The organism is Chryseolinea serpens, from assembly GCF_900129725.1.
Classification (GTDB): domain Bacteria; phylum Bacteroidota; class Bacteroidia; order Cytophagales; family Cyclobacteriaceae; genus Chryseolinea; species Chryseolinea serpens.
Genome location: NZ_FQWQ01000001.1, coordinates 180,986 through 204,548 on the forward strand (window position 1 = coordinate 180,986; position 23,563 = coordinate 204,548).

Consider the following 23,563-nt stretch of genomic DNA (forward strand, 5'->3'; position numbering starts at 1 on the left):
TTAACATTTCCATATGAAACGAATCGCATACCTCGCCGCCCTTTTGATCACGGCCTGCTCGGGACACAAAAACGACTTCGACGCCTCCGGCACGTTTGAAGCGGTGGAAACCATTGTCTCCGCCGAAGCGACCGGCACCCTCAAGATGTTCAACGTCGCGGAAGGCCAGGACCTGAAGGCGGGAGAGATCGTTGGCGTGATCGACAGCGTGCAATTGTATTTGAAGAAAAAACAAATGCAGGCCCAGATCGGCGCCGTGCTGAGCCGGAAGCCCAACGTGGCCAAACAACTTGCCGCGTTGCAGGAGCAACTCAAGCAAGCCGAGCGCGAACAACAGCGTCTCACGCGCCTGGTGAAGGCCGATGCGGCCACGCAAAAACAGTTGGACGACGCCACCACGCAATTGGACGTGGTGAAAAAACAGATCGAAGCACAGCAATCTTCACTGGGCATCACCACCTCGAGTCTCAACGAAGAAGCATCTCCCATTTTTGTGCAGGTTGCCCAACTGGAAGATCAACTCGCCAAGTGCAAGATCGTGAACCCCGTGAGTGGCACGGTGCTGACAAAGTATGCCGAGGCAAACGAAATGGCGGTCACAGCAAAACCGCTCTATAAGATCGCCGACTTGTCCACCATCATCCTGCGCGCCTACATCACGGGTGACCAGTTCGCCCAAGTGAAACTCCATCAAAACGTAAAAGTGCAAGTCGACGATGGCAAGGGAAACTACAAAGGGTACGACGGCACCATGGAATGGATCAGTGACAAGGCGGAGTTCACCCCCAAGACCATCCAAACCAAAGATGAGCGCGCCAACCTGGTCTATGCCGTGAAGATCAACGTGAAGAACGACGGCTTTTTGAAGATCGGCATGTACGGTGAAATAAAATGGTAGCGTCTATGGAAGCCGTCGTTGTCAATGCCCTCTCGAAAACCTATGGACAGGGTGCCACACGGGCTGTGGACAACGTGTCGTTCGCGGTGAGCAAGGGCGAGTTGTTTGGACTGATCGGTCCCGACGGTGCCGGCAAGACCAGCATCTTCCGCATGCTCACCACCGTCTTGCTTCCCGATGGCGGGTCGGCCGCCGTGGACGGCCTGGACATTGTCAAGGACTACAAGGAGATCCGCAACCGGGTAGGGTATATGCCGGGAAAATTTTCCCTCTATCCCGACCTCAGCATCGAAGAGAACCTGAATTTTTTTGCCACCGTATTCAACACGACGGTGGAAGAAAATTACGATCTCATCAAAGATATTTATGTTCAGATCGAGCCTTTCAAAAAGCGGAGGGCCGGGAAATTGTCGGGGGGCATGAAGCAAAAGCTGGCGTTGTGTTGTGCGCTGATCCACAAGCCTTCCGTGCTGTTCCTGGATGAACCGACCACCGGCGTAGATCCGGTTTCGCGCAAAGAATTTTGGGAAATGTTGAGGCGGCTGAAAGAACAAAACATCACCATCGTGGTGTCGACGCCCTACATGGATGAAGCGACCTTGTGCGATCGCATCGCCCTCATTCAAAATGGAAAAATACTGTCCATCGACACGCCGGCCAATGTGGTGGCTTCCTATCCCGACACGCTCTATGCGCTGCGCTCGGAACCGATGTTTGCGTTGTTGCAGGCCGTTGAACACTATCCGCATACGCGCAATAGTTATGCATTCGGGGAATATATGCACGCGTCTTTTACGGACGGCGTAGGGGAGGACGAAGTGAAAAACTACCTCCGGGAGCAAGGCATCGCGGCGGTGGAAATGAAAAAGACAACCCCCACCATTGAAGACTGCTTCATCAATAAACTAAAAAACTGATATGACCGAAACCGTAATAAAAACCGATAAACTCACCAAGCGCTTTGGTGATTTCATTGCCACCAACGGCATCACGTTCGAGGTGCACAAAGGCGAGATCTTCGGCTTTCTGGGGGCCAACGGTGCGGGCAAGACAACGGCCATGCGCATGTTGTGTGGCCTTTCCAAACCCTCGTCGGGCAGTGCGCAGGTGGCGGGGTTTGATGTGTATAAACAAACTGAACAGATCAAGCGCAACATCGGCTATATGAGCCAGAAGTTTTCTTTGTATGAGGACCTCACCGTGGTGGAGAACATCCGCTTCTTTGGCGGAATCTACGGGTTGAGTAACGCCGACATCAAGACCAAAAGTGAATCCCTCCTGGCACAACTGGGCATGGAGAGCGAAGCGAAGAAATTGGTTGGCTCGTTACCGCTGGGATGGAAGCAAAAACTTTCGTTCTCTGTAGCCGTGTTGCACCGACCCAAGATCGTGTTCCTGGACGAGCCGACCGGCGGCGTGGACCCGGTGACGCGCCGGCAATTCTGGAACCTCATCTACGCCGCCGCCCAGGACGGCATCACCATTTTTGTGACGACACACTACATGGACGAAGCCGAATACTGCAACCGCATTTCCATCATGGTCGATGGAAAAATAGAGGCCCTCGACACCCCACGTGCCCTGAAGCAACGCTACAACACCACGACGATGGATGATGTGTTCTACCAGTTGGCCCGTGGCGCCAAACGAAGCGAATAACCCGACGCCTATGAAACAATTTTTGACTTTTGTCCGGAAAGAATTTGCGCACGTGCTGCGCGACCGGAAGACGCTGTTGATCCTTTTCGGCATGCCCGTCGTGCAGATCCTTATTTTTGGCTTTGCGCTGACCAGCGAAGTGAAGAACTCGCGCGTGCTCATTGTCGACAACGCCAACGATGCGGCGTCACAACAGCTGCTGACCAAGATTGAGGCAAGCCAATATTTCGAAGTGGATCGCTCCGTCATGAGCCCCCTGCAAATGGAGGCCGCCTTCCGCGAAGGCGAGATCAAAATGGCCATTGTGTTCCCGGCCAACTTCAACGAAGACCTGTTGCATCAAAATCAGGCCCACGTGCAAATCGTGACCGACGCGTCCGATCCCAATACGGCCACCTCGCTCACCAATTATGTGTCGTCCATTATCCAGGACTACCAGGCCAGCCTCAACCAAACGCTGTCCGTTCCCCTGCGCATTCTTCCCGAAACGCGCTTCATCTACAATCCCCAACTCAAGGGCGTCTACAACTACGTGCCGGGAGTGATGGCGCTGGTGTTGATGCTCGTATGCGTGATGATGACGGCTGTGTCCATCGTCCGAGAGAAAGAGACCGGCACGATGGAGGTGCTGTTGGTGTCGCCGTTCAAGCCGGTGCTGGTGATCCTTTCCAAAGCCGTGCCTTACCTGATCCTCTCGCTTGTGAATGTGGGGACTATTTTGTTGATGAGCATTTTTGTGCTGGACTTGCCTGTGGCGGGAAATCTATTGCTGCTGCTCGCGGAGAGCACGCTGTTCATTATCACGTGTCTCACGTTGGGCATCTTCATCAGCATCAAAACGAGTTCACAGCAGGTGGCCATGCTCATTTCGCTCATGGGCATGTTGTTGCCCACCATGCTTTTCAGCGGTTTTATGTTTCCGATCGAGAACATGCCCGTGCCCCTGCAGATCATCTCCAACATCGTGCCCTCGAAATGGTATTACCTCATCGTGAAAGCCGTCATGATCAAGGGCCTGGGCTTTAGCGCGATCTGGAAGGAGACGTTGATCCTCGCCGGCATGACGCTGTTCCTGTTTGTCATCAGTCTCAAGAATTTTAAAATACGCCTCGCATGAGAACGATCCTTTTCCTCCTGCAAAAAGAATTCAAGCAGATCTTCCGGAATCGGGCCATCCTGGTCATGATCTCGGTGATGCCGGTCGTGCAACTCATGGTGCTGCCCCTGGCGGCCAACTATGAAGTAAAAAACATCAATTTGTGTGTGGTGGACCACGACCATTCCACGACCTCCCAGAAACTGATAAACAAGATCATTTCCTCCGGCTACTTCAAACTCACCGGAAATGCTCCCTCGTTCCACGAAGCTTTCCCTCTCATGGAATCGGACGCGGCCGACCTGATCCTGGAAGTGCCACAGAACTTTGAGCGCAATCTCGTGCGCGAAGATGAGCAGAAGCTTTTCGTGGCCGTCAATGCCATCAACGGCACCAAGGCTAACCTGGGAGGAGCCTACCTGGGTTCGATCATCCGCGATTACAACCGAGAGATCCGGTTGGACTGGAATGTGCCGGGACGTTTCAATGCCGCACCGGTCATTGACATCTCGTCTTCGAACTGGTTCAACCCCCTGTTGAACTATCGCGTGTTCATGGTTCCCGGCATCCTGGCCATCCTGGTGACGATGATCGGTGGATTTCTCACGGCCCTGAACATTGTCAAAGAAAAAGAGGTGGGTACCATCGAACAGATCAACGTTACCCCTTTGCGGAAGCACCATTTCATCCTGGGTAAACTCATCCCGTTTTGGGTGCTTGGCAATGTGGTGTTCACGTTGGGCCTGCTGGTGGCCTGGGCTATCTATGGGATCGTGCCTGTGGGAAATCTGATCGTGTTGTATGTTTTTGTTGGTGTATACCTCCTTGCCGTGCTGGGTTTTGGTTTGCTGGTGTCAACGTTCTGCGATACACAGCAACAGGCGATGTTCATCATGTTTTTCTTTATGATGATCTTCATCCTGATGGGTGGGCTCTTCACACCGATCGATAGCATGCCGGAGTGGGCAAAACTCATTTCGCGGTTTAACCCCGTGAGCTACCTCATCAGTGTCATGCGCATGGTGGTGTTAAAGGGAAGCGACCTGCACGATGTGCGAGTTCACCTCGGTATTGTAGCCCTGTTTGCCGTGGTGTTGAATGGTTGGGCGGTGTTGAACTATAAGAAGACCACCTAATGCCGCTGCCGTCAGACCGCTAGCGCACAAAGGCAAACCGCATGATGTTCCCGTTCTGAATTTCGTTGCCTTCGTTTGAAATATACAAGTGACCGACATCGTCGAACGCGATGCCTTCCGGTTGATTGAAGTATTTTGGATCGAGTGCATACGCCCCTTTTGGTTTCCAGGTGGCATCGGTGATCAGCAACGTCTTGTGTACAGAGGAAAGGATGTACCATTCGCCCGTCAACGGATGAAGCGCCAGCGCCGAAGGCTGGAATGCCCGCTTCACTTTGCCGGTCAATGAAGACACCCCGCTAAGATCGACTTGAAAGGATCCCACCTTCGAACCTGATGTGTCGGCCAGGTCGAGGGTGTAGCCCTGGATGATGTGTTTTTCCTTCCCGCATTTTTTGCAAAGGGTATATAACTTGTCATCCGTCTCCAGGGCACAGAGGCTCTCGTATTCGCCTTTCGGGAACACGTTCTCCCACTTCCGGGCCTTCACTTTTTTTTGTTTGATGCTGTCGGAGAAAGAGAACAATGTGCCATCGCTGCGCAGCGTGTAGATCAGGTGTTTGTAGACGGCCACATCTTCGAAGTCGCCGTTCTTGGCGAACTTGGTGGCGTAAGCTTTCTTCTTGTCGATGGGGAAAAAGAAAAGCCGTCCGTCTTCGTCGTTGATGGCCAGCACGGTGTCGGGGTTGCCGTGGTGGAAGGCGATGCCCGAGATCTCGAGCAACGATTCACGCATAATGATCTTCTCCGGTGTCGAGAAATCGTAGCCCGGCGGACTGTCGTACCGCTTTAGTTCGCAGGAAAAGAGCAGCAGCAAACCGATGGCGGGGAGTAGCCCATATTTCACGGTAGGTATCATTAACGTCAGGTTCCTCAAGTGTGCGAAGGTACTATTCAGGGTTCAAATCACCAGAAAAAAATTGCCACGAGAAAAGTGACAGGGCGTGTTGTCATGCGTCCCGACGACATTACTAGCTTTCGCTAAAGCTCAGCGGGTAACGGAGTTCGCTAATTAAACCTGTACCCGATATAGAGTCCCGGTCCCTTGGCATAGGTAGGCACAACGGTGAGGTTGCTGTTCTTATTTTTCCAGTGATAGCGGTGGGTCAGATAGGCAATGTTCGTGGAGAGTATACCGATGCCCGCCCCGGCAAACACGTCAGACACCCAGTGGCGGTTGTTCATAATGCGCATAGCGCCGACTGTGGTCGCCATGCTATAGGCGCCAATGGTATACCAGACGCTCTGATCTCCGTATTCCTTTGCCATGAACGTAGCCGTGGCAAAAGCCTGGGCGGTGTGGCCCGATGGAAAAGAAAATTCGTCTTTACCGTCGGGGCGTTCTTCGTGTGTGATCGACTTGAACGAGAAGGTGAGGGCCGCCATGATCATCTCCGATTTGACCAGCAACAGCGTCCTGTTCCGGAAATCGTTTTTCCCTTTCACACCGGCGATGTTCAGGCCATAGACGATCGCCACGGGCGCATGCATGAGGTAGTTGTCTACCTTGCTGTGAAAGTTGGGCATGAGGTTGTTGCGCTCCTCCCGGATCTCGTAGCGGTTAATGATGTTGTCGTTCTTCGCGGTATAGACACCCAACCCGATCAGCAGGGCAGGCACCTTCACGGCATGAAGCAGCCGGTATTCTTTTTTGGCCTTGGGAGCGTCTTCCTGTAGCTGCAGGTCTGGACCCGGTTCACTGGGTTGTGGCTTGATCTGGGCGAGAGCACCCGAGGAAAGACAAAGGGCGGCGACGAGCAGAGAGGAAAACTTCATAACCCCGAAAATAATGGTTTTTACTGGGATTACAAAGGTAGCGCAAACGGCACCGGCCGGGCGTAACATTTCGTCCCGAAAAAGTACGAGGGTGGTGTTCGCACGGCGGTTGCGGCGATCATCAGAAAGATTAACCCATGTTCAAGTTTTGTGAAATTGGCCACATTTACTGGCCATCCCTATCCTGCCGGCTTTGTCCGGCATTCATAGACTAACCAAAGCCTCAGACGATCACATAGTTGCGGTATTCCCCCAGGCGGAGGCCGGTGGTCTTCTCCACCCATTCCTTGACCCGGTCTTTCAGGCTGAGGTGGATGCGACTTTCGTCGAATTCGAAATCCCAGGTCAGGTTGGCGATGCGGCGGCGCATCACTTCCGGGTGGGTGCCCTGGAACCTTTCGAGGCGGTCGATCTCCGAGTAGTCGAACTCGCTGGTACGCGGGATGTTCTGGTCGATCCACTCGTCGCTGTGCCAATAGCGGTTGAACGACACTTGTTTGTTTTGCATAGCTTTCGGCTCGCGAACGTAGCCGTAATGGAAGATGGAGGCCGGGATGTGCTTCACCTTCAGCTTGCGGTTGGGCAGGATGCGGAAGCCCTGGGCGTCGCGATAGGAAAAGATGTCTTTCCGGTTGCGGATCACACGAACCTCGCGACGGTACCATCGGTAGGAGGTGCCCACATAATCATAGGAACCATAAAAATGTACATAGTCAAAAAGCAACCCTTCGACTTCGTGATCGTCTTTGTAGCGCTGCATGTTTTCGCGCACGGCGTCGATGTATTTTTCATGCATCACTTCGTCGGCCTGGATGTAGAAGGCCCAGTCGGCGGCAGGGTCGATGGCGCGGAAGGCCTTGTCGGTTTCGAGGGCAAGCACGCGGCCATTATCCCGCACGTTGTCGTCCCACACGGTTTCGATGATGCGGATCTTGTCGGAGGGAATAGAGCGGATCAATTGCAACGTGTCGTCGTCGGAGTTGCCTACGGCGACCACCATTTCCGTGCAGAGGGGCAGGATGGACTGTATGGCTTCAACGACCGGATAGTCGTATCGTATCGCGTTACGAACAAATGTAAATCCACTCACTTTCATGGGGGCACGGGGGGTAAAGAGAGGGTACACAAAATTCGGCATTTATCGTGAAGTAGTCACGTTTTTTTTTCTTTTCGGTTTCTGCTGAGGCATAACCGGTGGCAGCCATCCGATTTCATTCTAACCCGCGATGAAGGAAAATGTTGGCCTGAAGATGTTCAATCGTGTGTTGAGATCGGTGGGCACCTTGAAGGTCCGGTGGAAGTGAAGAAAACCTTTTTTTTAGCGGCTCTCCGTGAACGGCGAAAGGAATATTTTCCGCTTCACCGGAAAAACTTATCCACATCACGGGCATGTTCCTGGTGACCAGACGATTTAGAGACCCGTCGGGCCGGACAGATTTTTTGCCAGAAGTGGCCCATGTTGTTGGCCTGAAAAGTATCATCGGTGGAGAACCCTGTCGCGGAAACTTTGAGGGCCGGAATTCGTTCTACTACCTCAAATACCGGGCGAACGGACGGGCAAGACAAAACCCGTAAATTTACGGACCTCATGCCGATGGTATTTGAAGGATTGAATAAAATATAGTTATATTAATGTTACGTTTCTATTCAAAAAATACGTTTTAGGAAAAGTACCCCCCAAACGACTAGCCGGCCGGCGGGCAACGACGAGTGTCTTATGGACGGATGGTGTTCGAAATGAAACTATTCTACCACCACGGTGCTTTGAACTATGGAAAATTATCCGCGATTTGAATTATCAGACCCCCTGGGGCGTGAACCCCTGGAATTTTTTGCCAAGCATGGATTTTTGCATTTTAACAATTTCATCTCCCGCGAAACGGTGAGCGATATCCGGGCGGAAATCCGTGTGATCGAAGATAGATGTGTGGAAAGGCAGGTGGAAAAGATCAACGGCGTTCCCATTAAATACGGGACCGACGTCGACGGACGCAAGATCATCCAGCGCTTCCCTTTCAGTTCGCAGCAAAGTCCGCTCCTGAGCGAATTTATCCAAGATCCCCGCTTCCAATCCTTGTTTCCCCTGCTGGGCGACGACGCTGAAAATCCCCGGGTAGGCCACAACGAAAAGGATGGTCTGGTCATCAACCACTACATCAACACCGAACTTAGCAAATTCATACGGATGGGCTGGCATACCGACTGCCTGCGCGACGTCTTTTATGGCAAGAAGATCATGCCCATGCTGAACGTGGGCATTCACCTGACGGACGCCAAGCCTGGTCAAGGCGGATTGCGTATATTGCCGGGAACACATAAGCAAACCATCTTTGGCGTGCTCTTCAAAAAGCCATACTTCCTCGATCACCGCCCCGACAAAAACGAAGTCGGGCTGCAAACCCGGGCCGGCGATCTCACGGTTCACGACGGCCGTCTTTGGCACCGCGTAGCCCAATCGACCGTCATGGGGGAGCAGAGCCGCCGCCAGGTCATGTACGTGCCCATCATCAGCGGCGCCTATGCCATCAAGAACGAAAAGAGCCCGACCCTTATCTATCAGCATTTTCAAAACATGGTGAGGTAGCCGGGAATGAAGCAAGCGATCATTACGGGTGCCAGCAAAGGCCTGGGAAAAGCGTTGGCCCTGGAGATGGCCTCCCGCGGATACGAAACCTTGTTAGTGGCCCGGTCCGCCCCGTTGCTCGAGACCCTGGCCGCCGAGATCTCCAGCCGCTTCAACGTGAAGGTGCATACACTCGCCCTCGACCTGGCCCAAACCGAAGCATCCCAAACCCTCTACGACTGGTGCCAGGGCGCATCCTTCCAACCCACCGTGCTCATCAACAATGCGGGCTATGCCTGCTGGGGATATTTTCACACGTTGCCCTTGAGCAGCCAATTGTCCATGCTCGGTCTCAATGTGCAGGGGATGGTGTCGCTCACACACCGCATTTTGCCCCTGCTTCAAAAGCAACCCAAGGCCTATATCCTCAATGTTTGCAGCACCTCGGCTTACCAGCCCGTTCCAACGATGTCGCTATACGCCGCAAGCAAAGCCTTTGTACGGTCCTTTACCCGGTCGCTGCGCTATGAGCTTCGGAAAGGACCGGTATCGGTCACCTGTTTAAGTCCGGGGCCCATGGCTACGAACTTTATAGCGCAAGCCAACATGCAGGCGATGCAGGAAACGGCACAGAAATTCGAGATGAAGGCCGAAGACGTGGCGCGCTCGGGTGTGAAGGCCATGTTTGCCGGCCGGGCGGAAGTCATTCCCGGGTGGATGAATGCCCTCAGCGTGGGCTTCTCCAAAGTCTTGCCGGACGCGCTGTTGGAGCGGATCGCCAACAACCTGTATGAATCCAAACTATAAATTCCGGAAATCCTTACCTTTGCGGGCTTGAAATTTCCATTGGTAGATTAGATATCATAGATGTGAAAAAGAACTGGAAATATGCGTGGGGATCGGCCGCTTTCAGAGTCCATTTCATCCTGACCATTCTCTTCGGCATCCTGTTGGCCGCTTTCGCCGATCACTTCTTTCAATTCATCCAGGCGCGCCCCGGCCACCTGATCGGCGACGCTGTGCTGGATTGGATCCCGCCGTATGATATGTCGGTGTATATTTTCGCCTTGCTCTATGTCGGCGTGATCCTGGCCGTGGGCACGGCGATCATAAATGAACCCGAGGTTTTGCTTACCGGGATGCAAGCCTACATCCTGCTATCGCTGATGCGGATGGCGACATTGTATTTTATCCCCTTAGAGCCACACCCTGGTTTGGTATTGCTGGAAGACCCGTTTGTAGGCTACCTGATCTACAAGGAGAATATCATTACGAAAGACCTGTTTTTCTCCGGCCATGTGTCTGCCATGTTCCTGCTTTACCTGACGGCTACGGGTCGCAACCTCAGGATTTTCCTGGCGGCCGATACAGTCCTCGTGGCCATTTGCATGTTGTTCCAGCACGCTCACTATACGGTGGATATTGTGGCGGCGCCATTCTTCGCGTTGCTGAGTTGCTATCTGGCCGGCCGCCGGACGATCACTACGCAGACGGCTGCTTTGCGAAATGAGCCGTAAGGGTGAATGTGAATTAACGGAAGTGCGAAACAATCGACTTATTTCACATGGGACTCAGGCAGAGATACTCGAAGTCATAATTGTCGTTCAAGTAGATTATCCCCGGTTCCGAATAGGTTTCATTGAAGAAATGAATGCGTTTCAATCCTTTGTCCTCTAGAATTTCCATACCGCTCATTTGTTTCAACGGAATCCCACTGCAGGAATCAGATTCCAGTCGTAGCGCCCAGAGTAATTTTGAGTGTTTGTCGATTTTGAAGACGATCGGAGTGAGGGTGTCCTGTGTATGAACAAAGCCAATTCGGCCATTGGGACAATCCAGGTACTGGTCGACCTTTGCGGCCCGAAGATTAAAGTCAATTTTTTCTCCAAGACATGGCCCCGAAGCAAAACCACAATCACCAAGATCGTCCATCCATCGAACGAATTGATAGACGGAGTAGCCGTAGTATCCAACCCCTGCGAGGACGATCACTCCCAGTGCCATTAATATTTTTTTCTTCATGTGTCGAGATAGGAAGATGGTCTTAACCAGGTTTTGGGTCAAAGAAACTTACTCTGTTCAGTTCAAGGATAATTTTTTGGGACTATAAGATATTGATGTCATCGCTCCTGGCGAGCTGGCCAAATTTCTGCTTTTAGTTGAAAGAAGTCTTTGAACGCATTGAAATCATCGTCGTTGACAAGATAGTAATAGAACCCCAATCCTGGTTTATGGTCTTTGAGACGGAAGTACGATTTTGAAAGAGGCCCGTCCCCCAGTTCAATTTTTTCAATGTCAGCGATCTCGACATGCTCGGAGTTGAAAAAATCATAGTTAATGAATAGCGTTGTTCCTTTCACCTCAAAATAGTTCGGTGTCAACCTCCTCATCACCACCAACCAGCACAAGCAGGGGAGCGCCCAGAAGTATGACCACGGCGCGTGAAAAACAAATAAATTGCCGAAACAGGGCAAGCCCCACAGTACATGGGTCATGTAGGACCACAACGATCGTCTAACGGTTTTCATGATGTTCGGAAATGACTTCTACCCAATGAGTAGGTAACTGTTGTTGGCGACTTGCACCAACAACAGTTCAATACATGGATCTATTTCAAATGCGACCGTAGCATCCACGCCATTTTCTCATGCTCTTCCATGAGGCCCGTGATATAATCGCTCGTGCCGGCGTCACCGTAGTCGTTGGCGAAGCGGTTGATATTTTCGCGGAGGGTGATGATGATGGTTTCGTGATCGGTGAGGAGCTCGCGTAAGAACCCCTGAGAGTCATTTTTCTCGCGGACTTGTTCGGTGAGATGGGTCAGTTGCAGGAAGTCTTTGAGGGTGGAGGGAGCGTAGTGGCCCAGCGACCGGATGCGTTCGGCCACGCCGTCCATGACTTCGTCCAGTTGGTTGTACTGGGTTTCGAAGAAGAGGTGTTGGCTGTGAAAGTCGGGGCCTTCAACGTTCCAGTGTGCGCGACGGGTTTTTGTGTAGAGCACAAAGATGTCGGCTAATAGTTTCGACAATTCCTTGGCTACGCTGGCCAGGTTCTCCGGCTTGATTCCAATGTTCGTTTGCATACGTGTAAGAATGATTATGGGTTGGAAATATACTTAATTCTGATTTGCGTTCAGCCGTGGCGTTGTTTGTGTTTTTGATGGGCCCACAGGTTTATTCATGCGGTTTAATTTCCTTTACGGTGCCATCGGCGTAGCCCGCGATCACGATCGTTACCATCGTGTTGGCGAACAGGCCGGTAGCCACCACGCCGGGAATGCTCCGGATAGCGGCGTCGAGGTGCACAGGGTCTTCAATCGTTTTGAATTGACAATCGGCGGTGAAGTTTCCGTTCTCGCTGATATATTGCTGATCGCCGTTGCGGCGAAGACGGGGTTCGCAGCCGAGCGCTTTGAGATGTTTTAAGGTGAGCTCTGCAGCAAAGGGCAGGATCTCCACGGGCAGCGGAAATTTGCCAAGGTGTTCCACCAGTTTGGAAGAATCGACAATGACTATAAATTTCTTGCTGTTGTAGGCCAGGATCTTTTCGCGGGTGTGGGCGCCGCCGCCGCCTTTGATGAGGTGGCCCTGGCGATCGGCTTCGTCGGCACCGTCGATGTAGAGGTCGATGCTATCGATGGAGGTGAAGGGAACGATGGGGATGTTCATCTCCCGGGCGAGTTTTTCGGAGCGTTCCGAACTGGCCACGGCCCGGATGGTGAGTCCCTGTTTTATCAGTTCGCCAATTTTTTGGATGGCATAGAACACCGTGGAACCGGTGCCTAATCCTACCACCATGCCGTTTTGTACATAGCGCGCCGACCATTCGCCGGCATGTCGTTTAGCGTCGTCCATACGATTTCAGAAGTGCGAACTAAAGGTAAGGGGTGGCGTGTAAAAAAGAGGCTCGCCGTTCAGAATTTTTAAACGCCGGGACTCAAGTCTACGTTAGGAATCTTTGCGTTGACTTTGCTTGCCCGCCGAAGCTTTAGCGAAGGAGGGCCTCAGCGCCTTTCTTCGCTCGCCGAAGCTTTAGCGAAGGTGAGGCGGTTAGACGCATTTCCACATCGTATCCACAAACCACTTCCGGCTATCCTGGAATTGCTCCAGGCTCCTAAACCCCGACCGCTCAGCCAGTTGTTGGATTTCCGGCAGCGAATATTTCTGAGAGATCTCCATAAACACCGGCTCACCCTGTGCAAAACGGATGGCGTACGGCCCGATATGTACCCGTTGCTCGCGCTGGCTCACCAGGTAGCTCTTGCACGAGCCAGTCGCGGGATCGTAGGTAGGATAATGAGCAAACTGCTCCAGGTTAAAGTCGGCACCCAATTCGCGGTTGATGCGTTTCAGCAGGTTTAGGTTGAACGCCCGGGTGATGCCGGCCTTGTCGTTATAGGCATCCAGGATGACCTGGGGATGTTTCTTCAAATCAAAACCCACCAGCAACAAATCGCCGGGAGACAATTGCTTTCGCAGCGCTTTGCAAAATCCCAACGCCTCTTCGGGAGGCACGTTGCCGATACTGGCGCCCATGAACAACACCACTTTGCGTTTGTCGGAGCGAAGCTTGACTTCTTTCAACATATCGAGATAGTCGCCCTGCAAGCCTTCCACGCGCATGCCCGGGAATCTCAGGGGCAGGGTTTTCTCCAGCGTTTGGATGATGCTCTCGGAGATATCGATGGGAAAATAGGTGTAGTCGACACCCCTGGCCTGGAGTTCGCCCAGGAGATAGCCCGATTTTGCCACGTCGCCGGGGCCGAGTTCCACCAGGTCAAAGTCGGTCGCATGGTCGCCGATCAGGTTGGCGATGTCTTGTGTCTGCTGCTCAAATATTTCCTGCTCGCAGCCGGTCAGGTAATATTCCGGGCATTGCATGATGTGCTGAAAGAGTTTGTCGCCCTCGGCATCATAAAAATACTTGGCGCTTAGCGACTTGGAGGCTGCCGTAAGGCCGTGAATGACGTCTTCGTAGAATTCTTCCCGTGCTGCCTGCCGGTTCTTCAACCGGGTGTAGTGATCTGTTAAAAAGGGTATGGTCATGACGCTTTTGTTCGTGGTTAATATGCCAGCCGGATGCCGGTGAGCTGCCAGCGCTGGTGTGGATGAAAGAAATTTCGATACGATATGCGGCTGTGATCGGGCGAGGTGAAGGCGGAGGCGCCGCGTAAAACCTTTTGATTCACCATAAACTTGCCGTTGTATTCTCCCACGGCGCCGGGTGCCCGTGCAAAACCGGGATAGGGGAGGTAGGCACTTTCGGTCCATTCCCAACGGTCGCCCCAGGCAAAATTTGTCGCCGCGGCCTCCCATTCAAATTCTGTAGGCAGGCGCTTGCCGGCCCATGCGGCAAAGGCTGCGGCTTCGTAATAGCTGATGTGCGTGACGGGTTGGTTTAGGTCGAGCGGAAGCAGTCCCCGCAGGGTGTAGCGGAACCAGGCCCCGTCCTGTTTGTACCAATACAGCGGGGCAGCCATGCCGTTGGCCCTCACCCAATCCCAACCTTCGGCATGCCAGTGGCTGAAATGCGTGTAGCCGCCGTCTTCCATAAACTCGAGATAGGCCCCATGCGTGACGAGGGCCGGGGAGATGTTGAAGGACGGGAGAAATACTTTATGACGGTTCAATTCATTGTCATAACAAAACGAATCCCCGGCGTGACCAATCATGTGCATGCCTTCGTCGATCGCGATAAAGGGATCGGAGGCATGAGGTTGTACATCGCAAAATTCCAGGGTGTGATTTTCGGTGTACGCGGGCAACAAGGGATTGTGGCCAAGGATGTATTTGATGTCGGTCCACAACAATTCCTGGTGTTGTTGTTCGTGATGACATCCCAGGGTGATCAGATCGATCACGGTCTTCGGCAAGGTTTCGTTCATCCAGGCCATCATGGCGGCATCGACGTGCTGGCGGTATTGATAAATTTCCGCTACCGTGGGCCGGCTCAGGTTTCCGCGCTGGGTCCGGACCACGCGTGCGCCAAGACTTTCATAATAACTATTGAAAACAAAATTGAAGTTGGCATTAAATTCCTGGTAGCCCTCCCGGTAGGCTTTTAACAAGAGGGTTTCGAAAAACCACGTGGTGTGTCCCAGGTGCCATTTGGGCGGGCTCACGTCTTCCACCGGTTGCACGACATAGTCTTCGGTTTGCAGAGGAGCACAGATATCCTCCGTCAGTTTCCGTACGCGCAGATAGGTCGCCCGTAGTGCAGTCATCCCGGGCGACGAGGCAACTATTTTTTCAGAAAGTAAGGCTTCGGTCATAAAAAATACTTTTCAAGCGTTGTCTAAGGTCATAAAAAGGTTGTTGAGCGATTCCGAAAAAGTAGGATGGGCAAAAATGCCGTCGCGAATTTTTTCGTAAGGCAGCTTTCCCATCATGGCTACTTCCAGCACCGACATGATCTCGCCGCCATGGGGCGCCAGGATGGAAGCGCCGAGTATTTCGTGCGTTTCCTCATCCACGATGGCTTTCATCATGCCGCGCGTTTCGCCGGTCTCGATCCCGCGCGCCACCTGCGTCATGCTGAGCTTGGCCACTTTGATGCGCCGTCCTTTCTCGCGTGCCGCTTTTTCGGTGAGGCCGATGCGGCCCAACTCGGGGTCGGTGAACATGCAATACGGAACCAGTCTGTCCTGCACGGAAAGTCCGGCCTTATCCAGCAAATTGCGTGAAACGACGAGGTAGTCGTTGTAGGAAATGTGCGTGAAGGCGGGGCCTTCTCTCACATCTCCCAGCGCATAAATTCCTTTTACGGAAGTTTCCAATCGATCGTCGGTTTTTATAAAACCTTTTTCTGTGAGAACAATACCGGCGCGTTCGGGTTTTAGTTCACGGAGGTTTGGCAGGCGCCCCGATGCGATCAGCCAGTGGGAGCCGGTGAGGGTTTGGGATGTGCCGTTGGAGGACAAGGTCAGCTCGATCTTTCCATCAGCAAGCCGGCTGGCTTTGGTGACGGCTGTGCCGAGGCGGATCTTAATGCCTTCCATTTCAAGGATATTTTTCAATTCGCCGGCAATGTCGTCATCCTCTTTGTTCAGCAGTGCGGCCGAGCGTTCCAGGAGGGTCACCTGGCTACCCAGGCGGCGGAAGAGTTGTCCGAATTCCATGGCGATGTAACCGGCACCGAGAATAACCAGGTGATCGGGAACAGTTTTCAGGTCCATGATCGTTGTCGACGTGTAATAGGGGGTATCGTTAACACCTTCGATCGCGGGTATCTGTGGCGATGCGCCGGTGTTGACAAAGATGAATTCGCCTTCTACTTCCGTGGACGTTCCATCGGGGTGATGAACGGTCAATTTTTTGTCGCCGGTAAAACTGGCTGTGCCGATGATGAGGTCGAGGCCGTCTGTTTTGCGGAGCCATTCTTCAAGACGCGCGCGCTTAGCGATGACGATCCTGTCTTTGCGCTGGATCACGGCAGCCATATCAACGACAGGAGCGGGCATCTGAATGCCTAGTGCGGCCGAGTGTCGTGCCAGGTAGGCTCGGCGACCGGAAGCGATGAGGGTTTTGCTCGGGGTGCAGCCGTCGTTCACACACGTGCCGCCCACCCAACGCTTTTCGATCAGGGCTGTTTTCCATCCGACCTTTGCGAGCTTCGCGGCAAGGGGAGAACCGGCTTGACCCGATCCGATAATTACGGCATCGTATTTCATCATGGTTAGGGTTTGAGGAACGTGCAAGATGCTAAAATTGCTCCGTCGTGTCCAGGCCTGATCCTCGAACGTGGTGTATAAAATAGCGTGCCACAAATTGCGTTGACGATACAGACTTCAAGCATCATCCTACCTACACAGGGGAAAGATGCTTGAGCATCAAGGGTAAAATCGCATTTCGAATTTTCTTCTTGATAAATATCGTTCACGTCGGGGGTAAAACAGGAGTGTGGAACATGTGGAATTTTTTACACACCCGGTTTTTGATGAATTTAATTCGAGGTTCCTACGATGGAATTTGAAGGGCTTCTTCCTACTTTTAGAAATAAACCTCCAGCTATGAAGACGAAAGCCGCGTTGAAAGAGAAGCGCACTCCAGCCAAGAAGAGCGCATCCAATGTGCGCGTGAAGAAAAACGGTTCCAACGGTCACGACACCGACAGTCTACACGCCGATGGTCATGCGATATCTTCTGATCAGATAGGTTCAAAAGAACTTCTTAGAGTCTTAACCGAAGTAAAAAATGGCAACTTTTCTGTTCGCATGCCCATCGACGAAGTGGGTCTGAATGGAAAGATATACGACACCCTCAACGAGATCATTTCGCTCAACGAAAAGATGATGCAAGAGTTCACCCGGGCCGGCAACACCATCGGCAAACAGGGCAAGCTCACGCAGCGCATCGAGATCCCCAGTACAAAGGGCGCCTGGAGCGAAGGCGTGAACTCGCTCAACGTGTTGATCTCTGACCTTGTTCACCCTACCATTGAAATCGCACACGTTATCAGCTCGGTGGCCAAAGGCAACCTCTCGCAGGAAATGCCGGAAGAGATTGGTGATCACCGGTTGGAGGGAGAATTCCTTCGCATTGCCAAAGAAGTGAATTACATGGTGAAGCAGCTTAACCTGTTCTCCATGGAAGTAACCCGTGTAGCCCGCGAGGTGGGATCGGAAGGAAAGCTGGGTGGGCAGGCGAAAGTGAAGGGGGTAGGGGGTGTGTGGAAGGACCTTACCGATTCGGTGAACCACATGGCCGGTAACCTCACCAACCAGGTGCGCAACATCGCCGAAGTGACCACGGCCATCGCCCGCGGAAACCTTTCCAAAAAGATCACGGTAGACGTGAAGGGTGAAATGCTCGAATTGAAAAATACCATCAACACGATGGTGGATCAGTTGAACTCTTTCTCTTCTGAAGTAACGCGTGTGGCCCTCGAAGTGGGAACGGAGGGACGACTCGGTGGACAAGCCACGGTAAAAGGCGTAGGCGGTGTGTGGAAAGACCTGACCGACTCCGTAAACCAGATGGCCGGCAACCTTACGGCGCAAGTGCGAAACATCGCCGGGGTGACCACCGCCGTGGCCACGGGCGACTTGTCAAAGAAAATTACGGTAGATGCCAAAGGCGAATTATTGGAATTGAAGAATACCATCAACACGATGGTGGATCAATTGAACTCTTTCTCTTCCGAAGTAACGCGTGTAGCCCGCGAGGTGGGATCGGAAGGTCAGTTGGGCGGTCAGGCCGATGTGCCCGGTGTAGGGGGAACGTGGAAAGATTTGACCGACTCGGTAAATCAAATGGCCGGTAACCTCACCAACCAGGTGCGAAACATTGCCGGTGTGACCACGGCGGTGGCCAACGGTGACTTGTCAAAGAAAATTACGGTGGACGTGCGCGGGGAAATGTTGGAGTTGAAAAACACGATCAACACGATGGTGGATCAGCTCAACTCTTTTGGCTCTGAAGTAACGCGTGTGGCCCTCGAGGTAGGTACGGAAGGAAAGCTTGGTGGTCAGGCCACGGTGAAAGGTGTCGGTGGTATTTGGAAAGACCTGACCGATTCGGTAAACCAGATGGCGTCGAACCTTACTGGCCAGGTGCGGAACATCGCTGGTGTGACCACTGCGGTGGCCAACGGCGACTTGTCAAAGAAAATCACGGTGGACGTGCGCGGGGAAATGCTGGAGTTGAAGAACACGATCAACACGATGGTGGATCAGCTCAATTCATTCGGTTCGGAAGTAACGCGTGTGGCCCTCGAGGTAGGTACGGAAGGAAAACTTGGCGGCCAGGCCACGGTGAAAGGTGTCGGCGGCGTTTGGAAAGACCTGACCGACTCGGTGAACCAAATGGCGGGTAACCTCACGGCTCAGGTGCGGAACGTAGCCGGTGTGACCACGGCCGTGGCGAAAGGTGACTTATCAAAGAAAATTACGGTAGATGCCAAAGGTGAATTGTTGGAATTGAAAAATACCATCAACACCATGGTGGACCAATTGAACTCCTTCTCCTCGGAAGTAACGCGGGTAGCGCGCGAGGTGGGTTCGGATGGTCAGTTGGGCGGGCAAGCCAACGTGCCGGGTGTAGGCGGAACGTGGAAAGACTTGACCGACTCGGTGAACCAGATGGCGTCCAACCTCACCAACCAGGTGCGGAACATCGCCGAGGTGACCACCGCCGTGGCCAAAGGCGATTTGTCAAAGAAAATCGCGGTGGACGTGCGGGGGGAAATGCTCGAGTTGAAAAATACCATCAACACCATGGTGGACCAGTTGAACTCCTTCGGTTCGGAAGTAACGCGCGTAGCCCGCGAGGTAGGTTCCGAAGGCCAATTGGGCGGTCAAGCCGACGTGCCGGGTGTGGGGGGAACGTGGAAGGACTTAACAGACTCTGTAAATAAAATGGCCGACAACCTCACCAACCAGGTGCGGAACATCGCCGAAGTGACCACCGCCGTGGCCAAAGGCGACTTGTCGAAGAAAATCACGGTGGATGTGAAAGGTGAAATGCTTGAGCTGAAAGACACGATCAACACGATGGTGGATCAGCTCAACTCCTTCGCATCGGAAGTAACGCGTGTGGCGCGGGAAGTAGGATCCGAAGGAAAACTCGGTGGACAAGCCACAGTAAAAGGCGTGGGGGGTGTGTGGAAAGGGTTGACCGATTCGGTGAACCAGATGGCGGGTAACCTCACGGCCCAGATCCGTAACATTGCCAACGTGGCCATCGCGGTGGCCAATGGCGACTTGTCCAAAAAGATCACGGTGGACGTGCGCGGAGAAATTCTGCAATTGAAAGATACACTCAACACGATGGTGGATCAGCTCCGCGGTTTTGCTTCGGAAGTAACCCGCGTGGCACGCGAAGTAGGTACCGACGGTAAACTGGGAGGCCAGGCCTTTGTGCCCGGTGTAGCCGGTACGTGGAAGGATTTGACCGACTCGGTGAACCAGATGGCGGGTAACCTTACCGACCAGGTGCGGAACATCGCCGGCGTGACCACCGCGGTGGCCAATGGCGACTTGTCCAAAAAGATCACGGTGGACGTGCGCGGGGAGATGTTGGAGTTGAAGAACACGATCAACACGATGGTGGAACAACTAAACTCCTTCGCGTTTGAAGTAACGCGCGTTGCCCGCGAAGTGGGCACGGAAGGAAAACTTGGCGGCCAGGCCGAAGTGCGCGGTGTAGCCGGAACGTGGAAAGACTTGACCGACTCCGTAAACCAGATGGCCTCCAACCTGACCGGCCAGGTGCGCGGCATTGCCAAAGTAGTGACGTCGGTGGCGAAAGGAAACCTGAAACAAAAGCTGTCCATCAACGCCCTTGGCGAGTTGGCACAGTTGACGGATACCATCAACGAAATGATCGACACGCTGGCCGTGTTTGCCGAACAGGTAACGACGGTAGCGCGCGAAGTAGGGGTGGAAGGACGCCTCGGCGGACAAGCCAGTGTTCCGGGAGCATCCGGAACCTGGAAAGATTTGACAGAAAACGTGAACCAGTTGGCCGCCAACCTCACCACGCAGGTGCGGTCCATCTCGGAAGTGGCGTCGGCCGTGACGAAAGGGGATTTGACGCGAACCATCCGGGTGGATGCGAAGGGCGAGTTGGAGGCCTTGAAGGATACGATCAACCAGATGATCACCAACCTGCGCGAAACGACCCTCCGAAACCAGGATCAGGACTGGCTGAAATCGAACCTGGCCAAGTTCACGCAGATGTTGCAGGGCCAGAAAGACCTCAAGACCGTGACGCGCCGGATCCTCTCGGAATTGGCGCAGGTGGTTTCGACGCACTACGGGGCCTTCTACATCTTGCAGCAAGACGAAGATATGGCGCAAGTGAAGCTGAAGCTGTTTGCCGCCTATGCTTATAAAGAAGAAAGAACCATTCCGCGCGAATTTGCCATCGGCGAAGGCTTGGTTGGTCAGTGTGCATTGGAAAAAGAAAAAATATTGCTCACCAACGTGCCCCAGGGCTATGTGAAGATCAACTCCGGGTTGGGTAGAGCGAAACCCGCCAACCTCATCATCCTGCCCATCGTGTTCGAGAACAACGTGAAGGCGGTGATCGAACTGGCCTCGCTGGATGTCTTCAATGAGACCCACCTTGACTTCCTCGACCAGCTCACGGAAAGTTTGGGGATCGTGTTGAACACCATCGAAACCAACACCCGCACGGAAGAACTCCTGGCCCAGTCGCAGTCGCTGGCCGGCGAATTGAAAACCCAACAGGAAGAGTTGCGCAGGACCAACGACGAATTGCAAGACAAGGCGTTCCTGCTGGTAAAACAAAAAGACGAAGTGGAGGCGAAGAACAAGGAAGTGGAAGAAGCCCGGAAGTCGCTGGAAGAAAAAGCGGAGCAGCTCACCCTCACGTCCAAATACAAATCGGAATTCCTTGCGAACATGTCGCACGAATTGCGCACGCCACTCAACAGCTTGCTCATCCTCGCCCAGCAGCTTTACGAGAATGCCGAAGGCAACCTGAACGACAAACAGATCCGCTACGCCAAGACCATTCACTCGTGCGGGGATGACTTGATCCAACTCATCAACGACATCCTCGATCTTTCGAAGATCGAGTCCGGATTTATTTCGGCCAACATCTCGTCGGTGCGGATCGGTGAGATCGCTTCGTTTGTGGAGACCACGTTCAAACCCATCTCGGAAGCGCGCAACCTCAAATTCAAAATTGAAACCGATTATACCTTGCCGGCGACCATGGACACCGACATCCAGCGGCTCAACCAGATCCTGAAGAACCTGTTGTCGAATGCCTTCAAGTTCACCGAGAAAGGAGAGGTGGCCCTGAAGATCTTCGAAGCACAACGGACCTGGAAGCCCGGTGTGGCCACGCTCGACAACGCGTCCACGGTGGTGGCCTTCTCCATCAGCGATACGGGTATCGGGATCCCGCAGGAAAAACAACTCATCATTTTCGAGGCCTTCCAGCAAGCAGAAGGGTCGACCAGCCGGAAGTATGGTGGAACTGGCTTGGGATTGTCTATCAGCCGCGGTCTGGCCGAGTTGCTCGGGGGAACGATCGAGTTGGATAGCGAGGCGGGACGGGGAAGTACGTTCACATTATACCTGCCGCTCAACAGCCTGGCCAGTGCTGCGCCTCGCCAGGTGTCGGAAAGCATCAAGGTGATCCAGGAGTTGCAACTCGACAACGACGGCAACCAGATCAACAACCTGCTGGGCAATCTGCGCATCACCAACGAAGGTGTGGAAGCCCGCAACATGGACATCGTCAACGAAATGATCAACGACTCCGGCGACGACCGCAGCCACATCCAGGCCAACGACAAAGTGGTGCTGGTGGTGGAAGACGATTTGCGCTTTGGAAAGATCGTGATCGAAAAGGCGCATGAGAAAGGATTGAAAGCCGTGGTGGCCACCAACTACCTCGAAGTGTTCGACTTCATAAACCGTTTCTCGCCCATTGCCATCACCCTCGATGTGAAGCTGCCCGACACCAGTGGCTGGAAAGTGATCGACTTGCTGCGCAACGATCTCACCTATCGCCACATTCCCATCCACGTGATCTCCGGAGAAGAGAACCGGGTGCTGGCCCTCAAACGCGGCGCACGCAGCTTCCTGCTGAAGCCGCTGAACAACGACTTGCTCAACAACCTTTTCAACGACATCGTCACCTACGACCGCAAGGAAAAGAAGAGCATCCTCATCGTGGAGGACAACGAACTGGATTCATCACAGATCGCCAAGATGCATCGCGACGACAAGGTGGACGTGACCATTGCCGGCACGGCCAAGGAGGCGCTCGAACTGGTGCAGGCCGAGGAGTTCGATTGCATCATCCTGGACTATACCTTGCCCGACATGCCCGGTTCTGAACTGTTGCACGAGGTGAGCAGGGCCAAAGCAGACCTGACGCCCGTCATCGTGTATTCCGCCAAGGATTTTAGTAAAACGGAAATGAGCAATGTGAACCTCAATTCCAGCTCGCACATCGTGAAGGGTGTGAACTCGATCGAGTACTTGTTGGAAGAGACCATCTCGCACCTGCACATCAACCATAAAAGCCTGGCGCCCGAAAAGCGGCGCATCATCGAAAACATCCGCAACAAGGAAGACATCCTCACCGGGAAAAACATCCTCGTCGTGGACGATGACGTGCGCAACCTTTTTGCGCTCACCACGGTATTCGAGCGCTTCAACATCAATGTGATCACCGCCGAATCCGGAAGAGAGGCCATCAACATTCTCACCGAGAACCCGAAGATCGAGATGGTGCTCATGGATATCATGATGCCCGAAATGGACGGCTACGAGACCACGCAAAAGATCCGGCGCGAGCACAAAAACAACACGCTCCCCATCATTGCCGTGACGGCCAAGGCCATGAAGGGTGACCGTCAAAAATGCATCGAGGCCGGAGCCTCGGATTACATCACGAAGCCCGTGAAAATTGATCAGCTGCTTTCGTTGATGCGGTTGTGGTTCTGTAAATAAG

The 23,563-nt window shown here is 53.3% G+C and carries 19 protein-coding genes; 9 read left to right on the forward strand and 10 right to left on the reverse strand.

Annotated features, from left to right (window positions below):
* The first annotated feature begins 13 nt into the window (after positions 1 to 13).
* The 5 genes from BUB30_RS00635 to BUB30_RS00655 are packed head-to-tail and all read left to right on the forward strand — an operon-like array spanning position 14 to position 4,789.
* Positions 14 to 898 carry an HlyD family secretion protein gene (locus BUB30_RS00635; RefSeq protein ID WP_073129872.1) on the forward strand — a complete coding sequence of 295 codons (885 nt, stop codon included), beginning with the start codon at positions 14 to 16 and terminating at the stop codon, positions 896 to 898.
* Positions 899 to 903: 5 nt separating this feature from the next.
* A complete protein-coding gene (locus tag BUB30_RS00640) occupies positions 904 to 1,815 on the forward strand; it encodes an ABC transporter ATP-binding protein (RefSeq protein ID WP_073134600.1) in 912 nt (303 codons plus the stop codon).
* A 1-nt stretch (position 1,816) separates the two neighbouring features.
* Positions 1,817 to 2,557 carry an ABC transporter ATP-binding protein gene (locus tag BUB30_RS00645; protein ID WP_073129874.1) on the forward strand — a complete coding sequence of 247 codons (741 nt, stop codon included), beginning with the start codon at positions 1,817 to 1,819 and terminating at the stop codon, positions 2,555 to 2,557.
* Positions 2,558 to 2,567: 10 nt separating this feature from the next.
* Complete coding sequence (locus BUB30_RS00650; RefSeq protein WP_073129875.1) at positions 2,568 to 3,674, forward strand: ABC transporter permease; 1,107 nt, start codon at positions 2,568 to 2,570, stop codon at positions 3,672 to 3,674.
* Entirely contained in the window at positions 3,671 to 4,789 is a 1,119-nt protein-coding gene (locus BUB30_RS00655) for an ABC transporter permease (protein WP_073129877.1), read from the forward strand. Before BUB30_RS00650 ends, BUB30_RS00655 begins: the two co-directional genes overlap by 4 nt.
* A gap of 19 nt (positions 4,790 to 4,808) precedes the next feature.
* Here BUB30_RS00655 and BUB30_RS00660 read toward each other — a convergent pair whose 3' ends face one another.
* The 3 genes from BUB30_RS00660 to BUB30_RS00670 all read right to left on the reverse strand — a co-directional run bounded on the left by BUB30_RS00660 (position 4,809) and on the right by BUB30_RS00670 (position 7,661).
* Positions 4,809 to 5,648: an SdiA-regulated domain-containing protein gene (locus BUB30_RS00660; protein WP_073129879.1), complete on the reverse strand. Its 840-nt coding sequence runs from the start codon at positions 5,646 to 5,648 to the stop codon at positions 4,809 to 4,811.
* A gap of 149 nt (positions 5,649 to 5,797) precedes the next feature.
* Complete coding sequence (locus tag BUB30_RS00665) at positions 5,798 to 6,565, reverse strand: phosphatase PAP2 family protein (RefSeq protein WP_073129880.1); 768 nt, start codon at positions 6,563 to 6,565, stop codon at positions 5,798 to 5,800.
* Positions 6,566 to 6,788: 223 nt separating this feature from the next.
* The gene (locus tag BUB30_RS00670; protein WP_073129882.1) at positions 6,789 to 7,661 is read right to left on the reverse strand and encodes a glycosyltransferase family protein; all 873 of its coding nucleotides are present in this window, start codon (positions 7,659 to 7,661) and stop codon (positions 6,789 to 6,791) included.
* A gap of 675 nt (positions 7,662 to 8,336) precedes the next feature.
* Here BUB30_RS00670 and BUB30_RS00675 point away from each other — a divergent pair.
* From BUB30_RS00675 to BUB30_RS00685, 3 genes are all read left to right on the forward strand, one after another.
* Positions 8,337 to 9,149 (forward strand): phytanoyl-CoA dioxygenase family protein, encoded by an 813-nt coding sequence (locus tag BUB30_RS00675; protein WP_073129883.1) that lies wholly within the window; start codon positions 8,337 to 8,339, stop codon positions 9,147 to 9,149.
* Between the two features lie 6 nt (positions 9,150 to 9,155).
* On the forward strand, positions 9,156 to 9,935 hold the full coding sequence (locus tag BUB30_RS00680; protein WP_073129885.1) for an SDR family NAD(P)-dependent oxidoreductase: 780 nt from the start codon (positions 9,156 to 9,158) through the stop codon (positions 9,933 to 9,935).
* Positions 9,936 to 9,997: 62 nt separating this feature from the next.
* Positions 9,998 to 10,645 (forward strand): phosphatase PAP2-related protein, encoded by a 648-nt coding sequence (locus tag BUB30_RS00685; protein ID WP_073129887.1) that lies wholly within the window; start codon positions 9,998 to 10,000, stop codon positions 10,643 to 10,645.
* A 43-nt stretch (positions 10,646 to 10,688) separates the two neighbouring features.
* On the opposite strand, the gene BUB30_RS00690 is transcribed toward BUB30_RS00685, so the two are convergent.
* The 7 genes from BUB30_RS00690 to BUB30_RS00720 form a co-directional block, all read right to left on the reverse strand.
* Entirely contained in the window at positions 10,689 to 11,150 is a 462-nt protein-coding gene (locus tag BUB30_RS00690) for a hypothetical protein (protein ID WP_143164712.1), read from the reverse strand.
* A 98-nt stretch (positions 11,151 to 11,248) separates the two neighbouring features.
* Positions 11,249 to 11,656 carry a PH domain-containing protein gene (locus tag BUB30_RS00695; protein WP_143164713.1) on the reverse strand — a complete coding sequence of 136 codons (408 nt, stop codon included), beginning with the start codon at positions 11,654 to 11,656 and terminating at the stop codon, positions 11,249 to 11,251.
* 80 nt (positions 11,657 to 11,736) lie between these two features.
* Complete coding sequence (locus tag BUB30_RS00700; protein WP_073129892.1) at positions 11,737 to 12,210, reverse strand: Dps family protein; 474 nt, start codon at positions 12,208 to 12,210, stop codon at positions 11,737 to 11,739.
* A 91-nt stretch (positions 12,211 to 12,301) separates the two neighbouring features.
* Entirely contained in the window at positions 12,302 to 12,982 is a 681-nt protein-coding gene (rpiA, locus tag BUB30_RS00705) for a ribose-5-phosphate isomerase RpiA (RefSeq protein WP_073129894.1), read from the reverse strand.
* Positions 12,983 to 13,177: 195 nt separating this feature from the next.
* On the reverse strand, positions 13,178 to 14,173 hold the full coding sequence (gene egtD, locus BUB30_RS00710) for an L-histidine N(alpha)-methyltransferase (RefSeq protein WP_073129896.1): 996 nt from the start codon (positions 14,171 to 14,173) through the stop codon (positions 13,178 to 13,180).
* 17 nt (positions 14,174 to 14,190) lie between these two features.
* A complete protein-coding gene (gene egtB, locus BUB30_RS00715; RefSeq protein WP_245804009.1) occupies positions 14,191 to 15,399 on the reverse strand; it encodes an ergothioneine biosynthesis protein EgtB in 1,209 nt (402 codons plus the stop codon).
* Between the two features lie 12 nt (positions 15,400 to 15,411).
* On the reverse strand, positions 15,412 to 16,800 hold the full coding sequence (locus tag BUB30_RS00720) for a mercuric reductase (RefSeq protein ID WP_073129897.1): 1,389 nt from the start codon (positions 16,798 to 16,800) through the stop codon (positions 15,412 to 15,414).
* 336 nt (positions 16,801 to 17,136) lie between these two features.
* On the opposite strand from BUB30_RS00720, the gene BUB30_RS00725 reads away from it, so the two are divergent.
* Entirely contained in the window at positions 17,137 to 23,562 is a 6,426-nt protein-coding gene (locus tag BUB30_RS00725; protein ID WP_084137814.1) for a HAMP domain-containing protein, read from the forward strand.
* Position 23,563 lies beyond the last annotated feature (1 nt).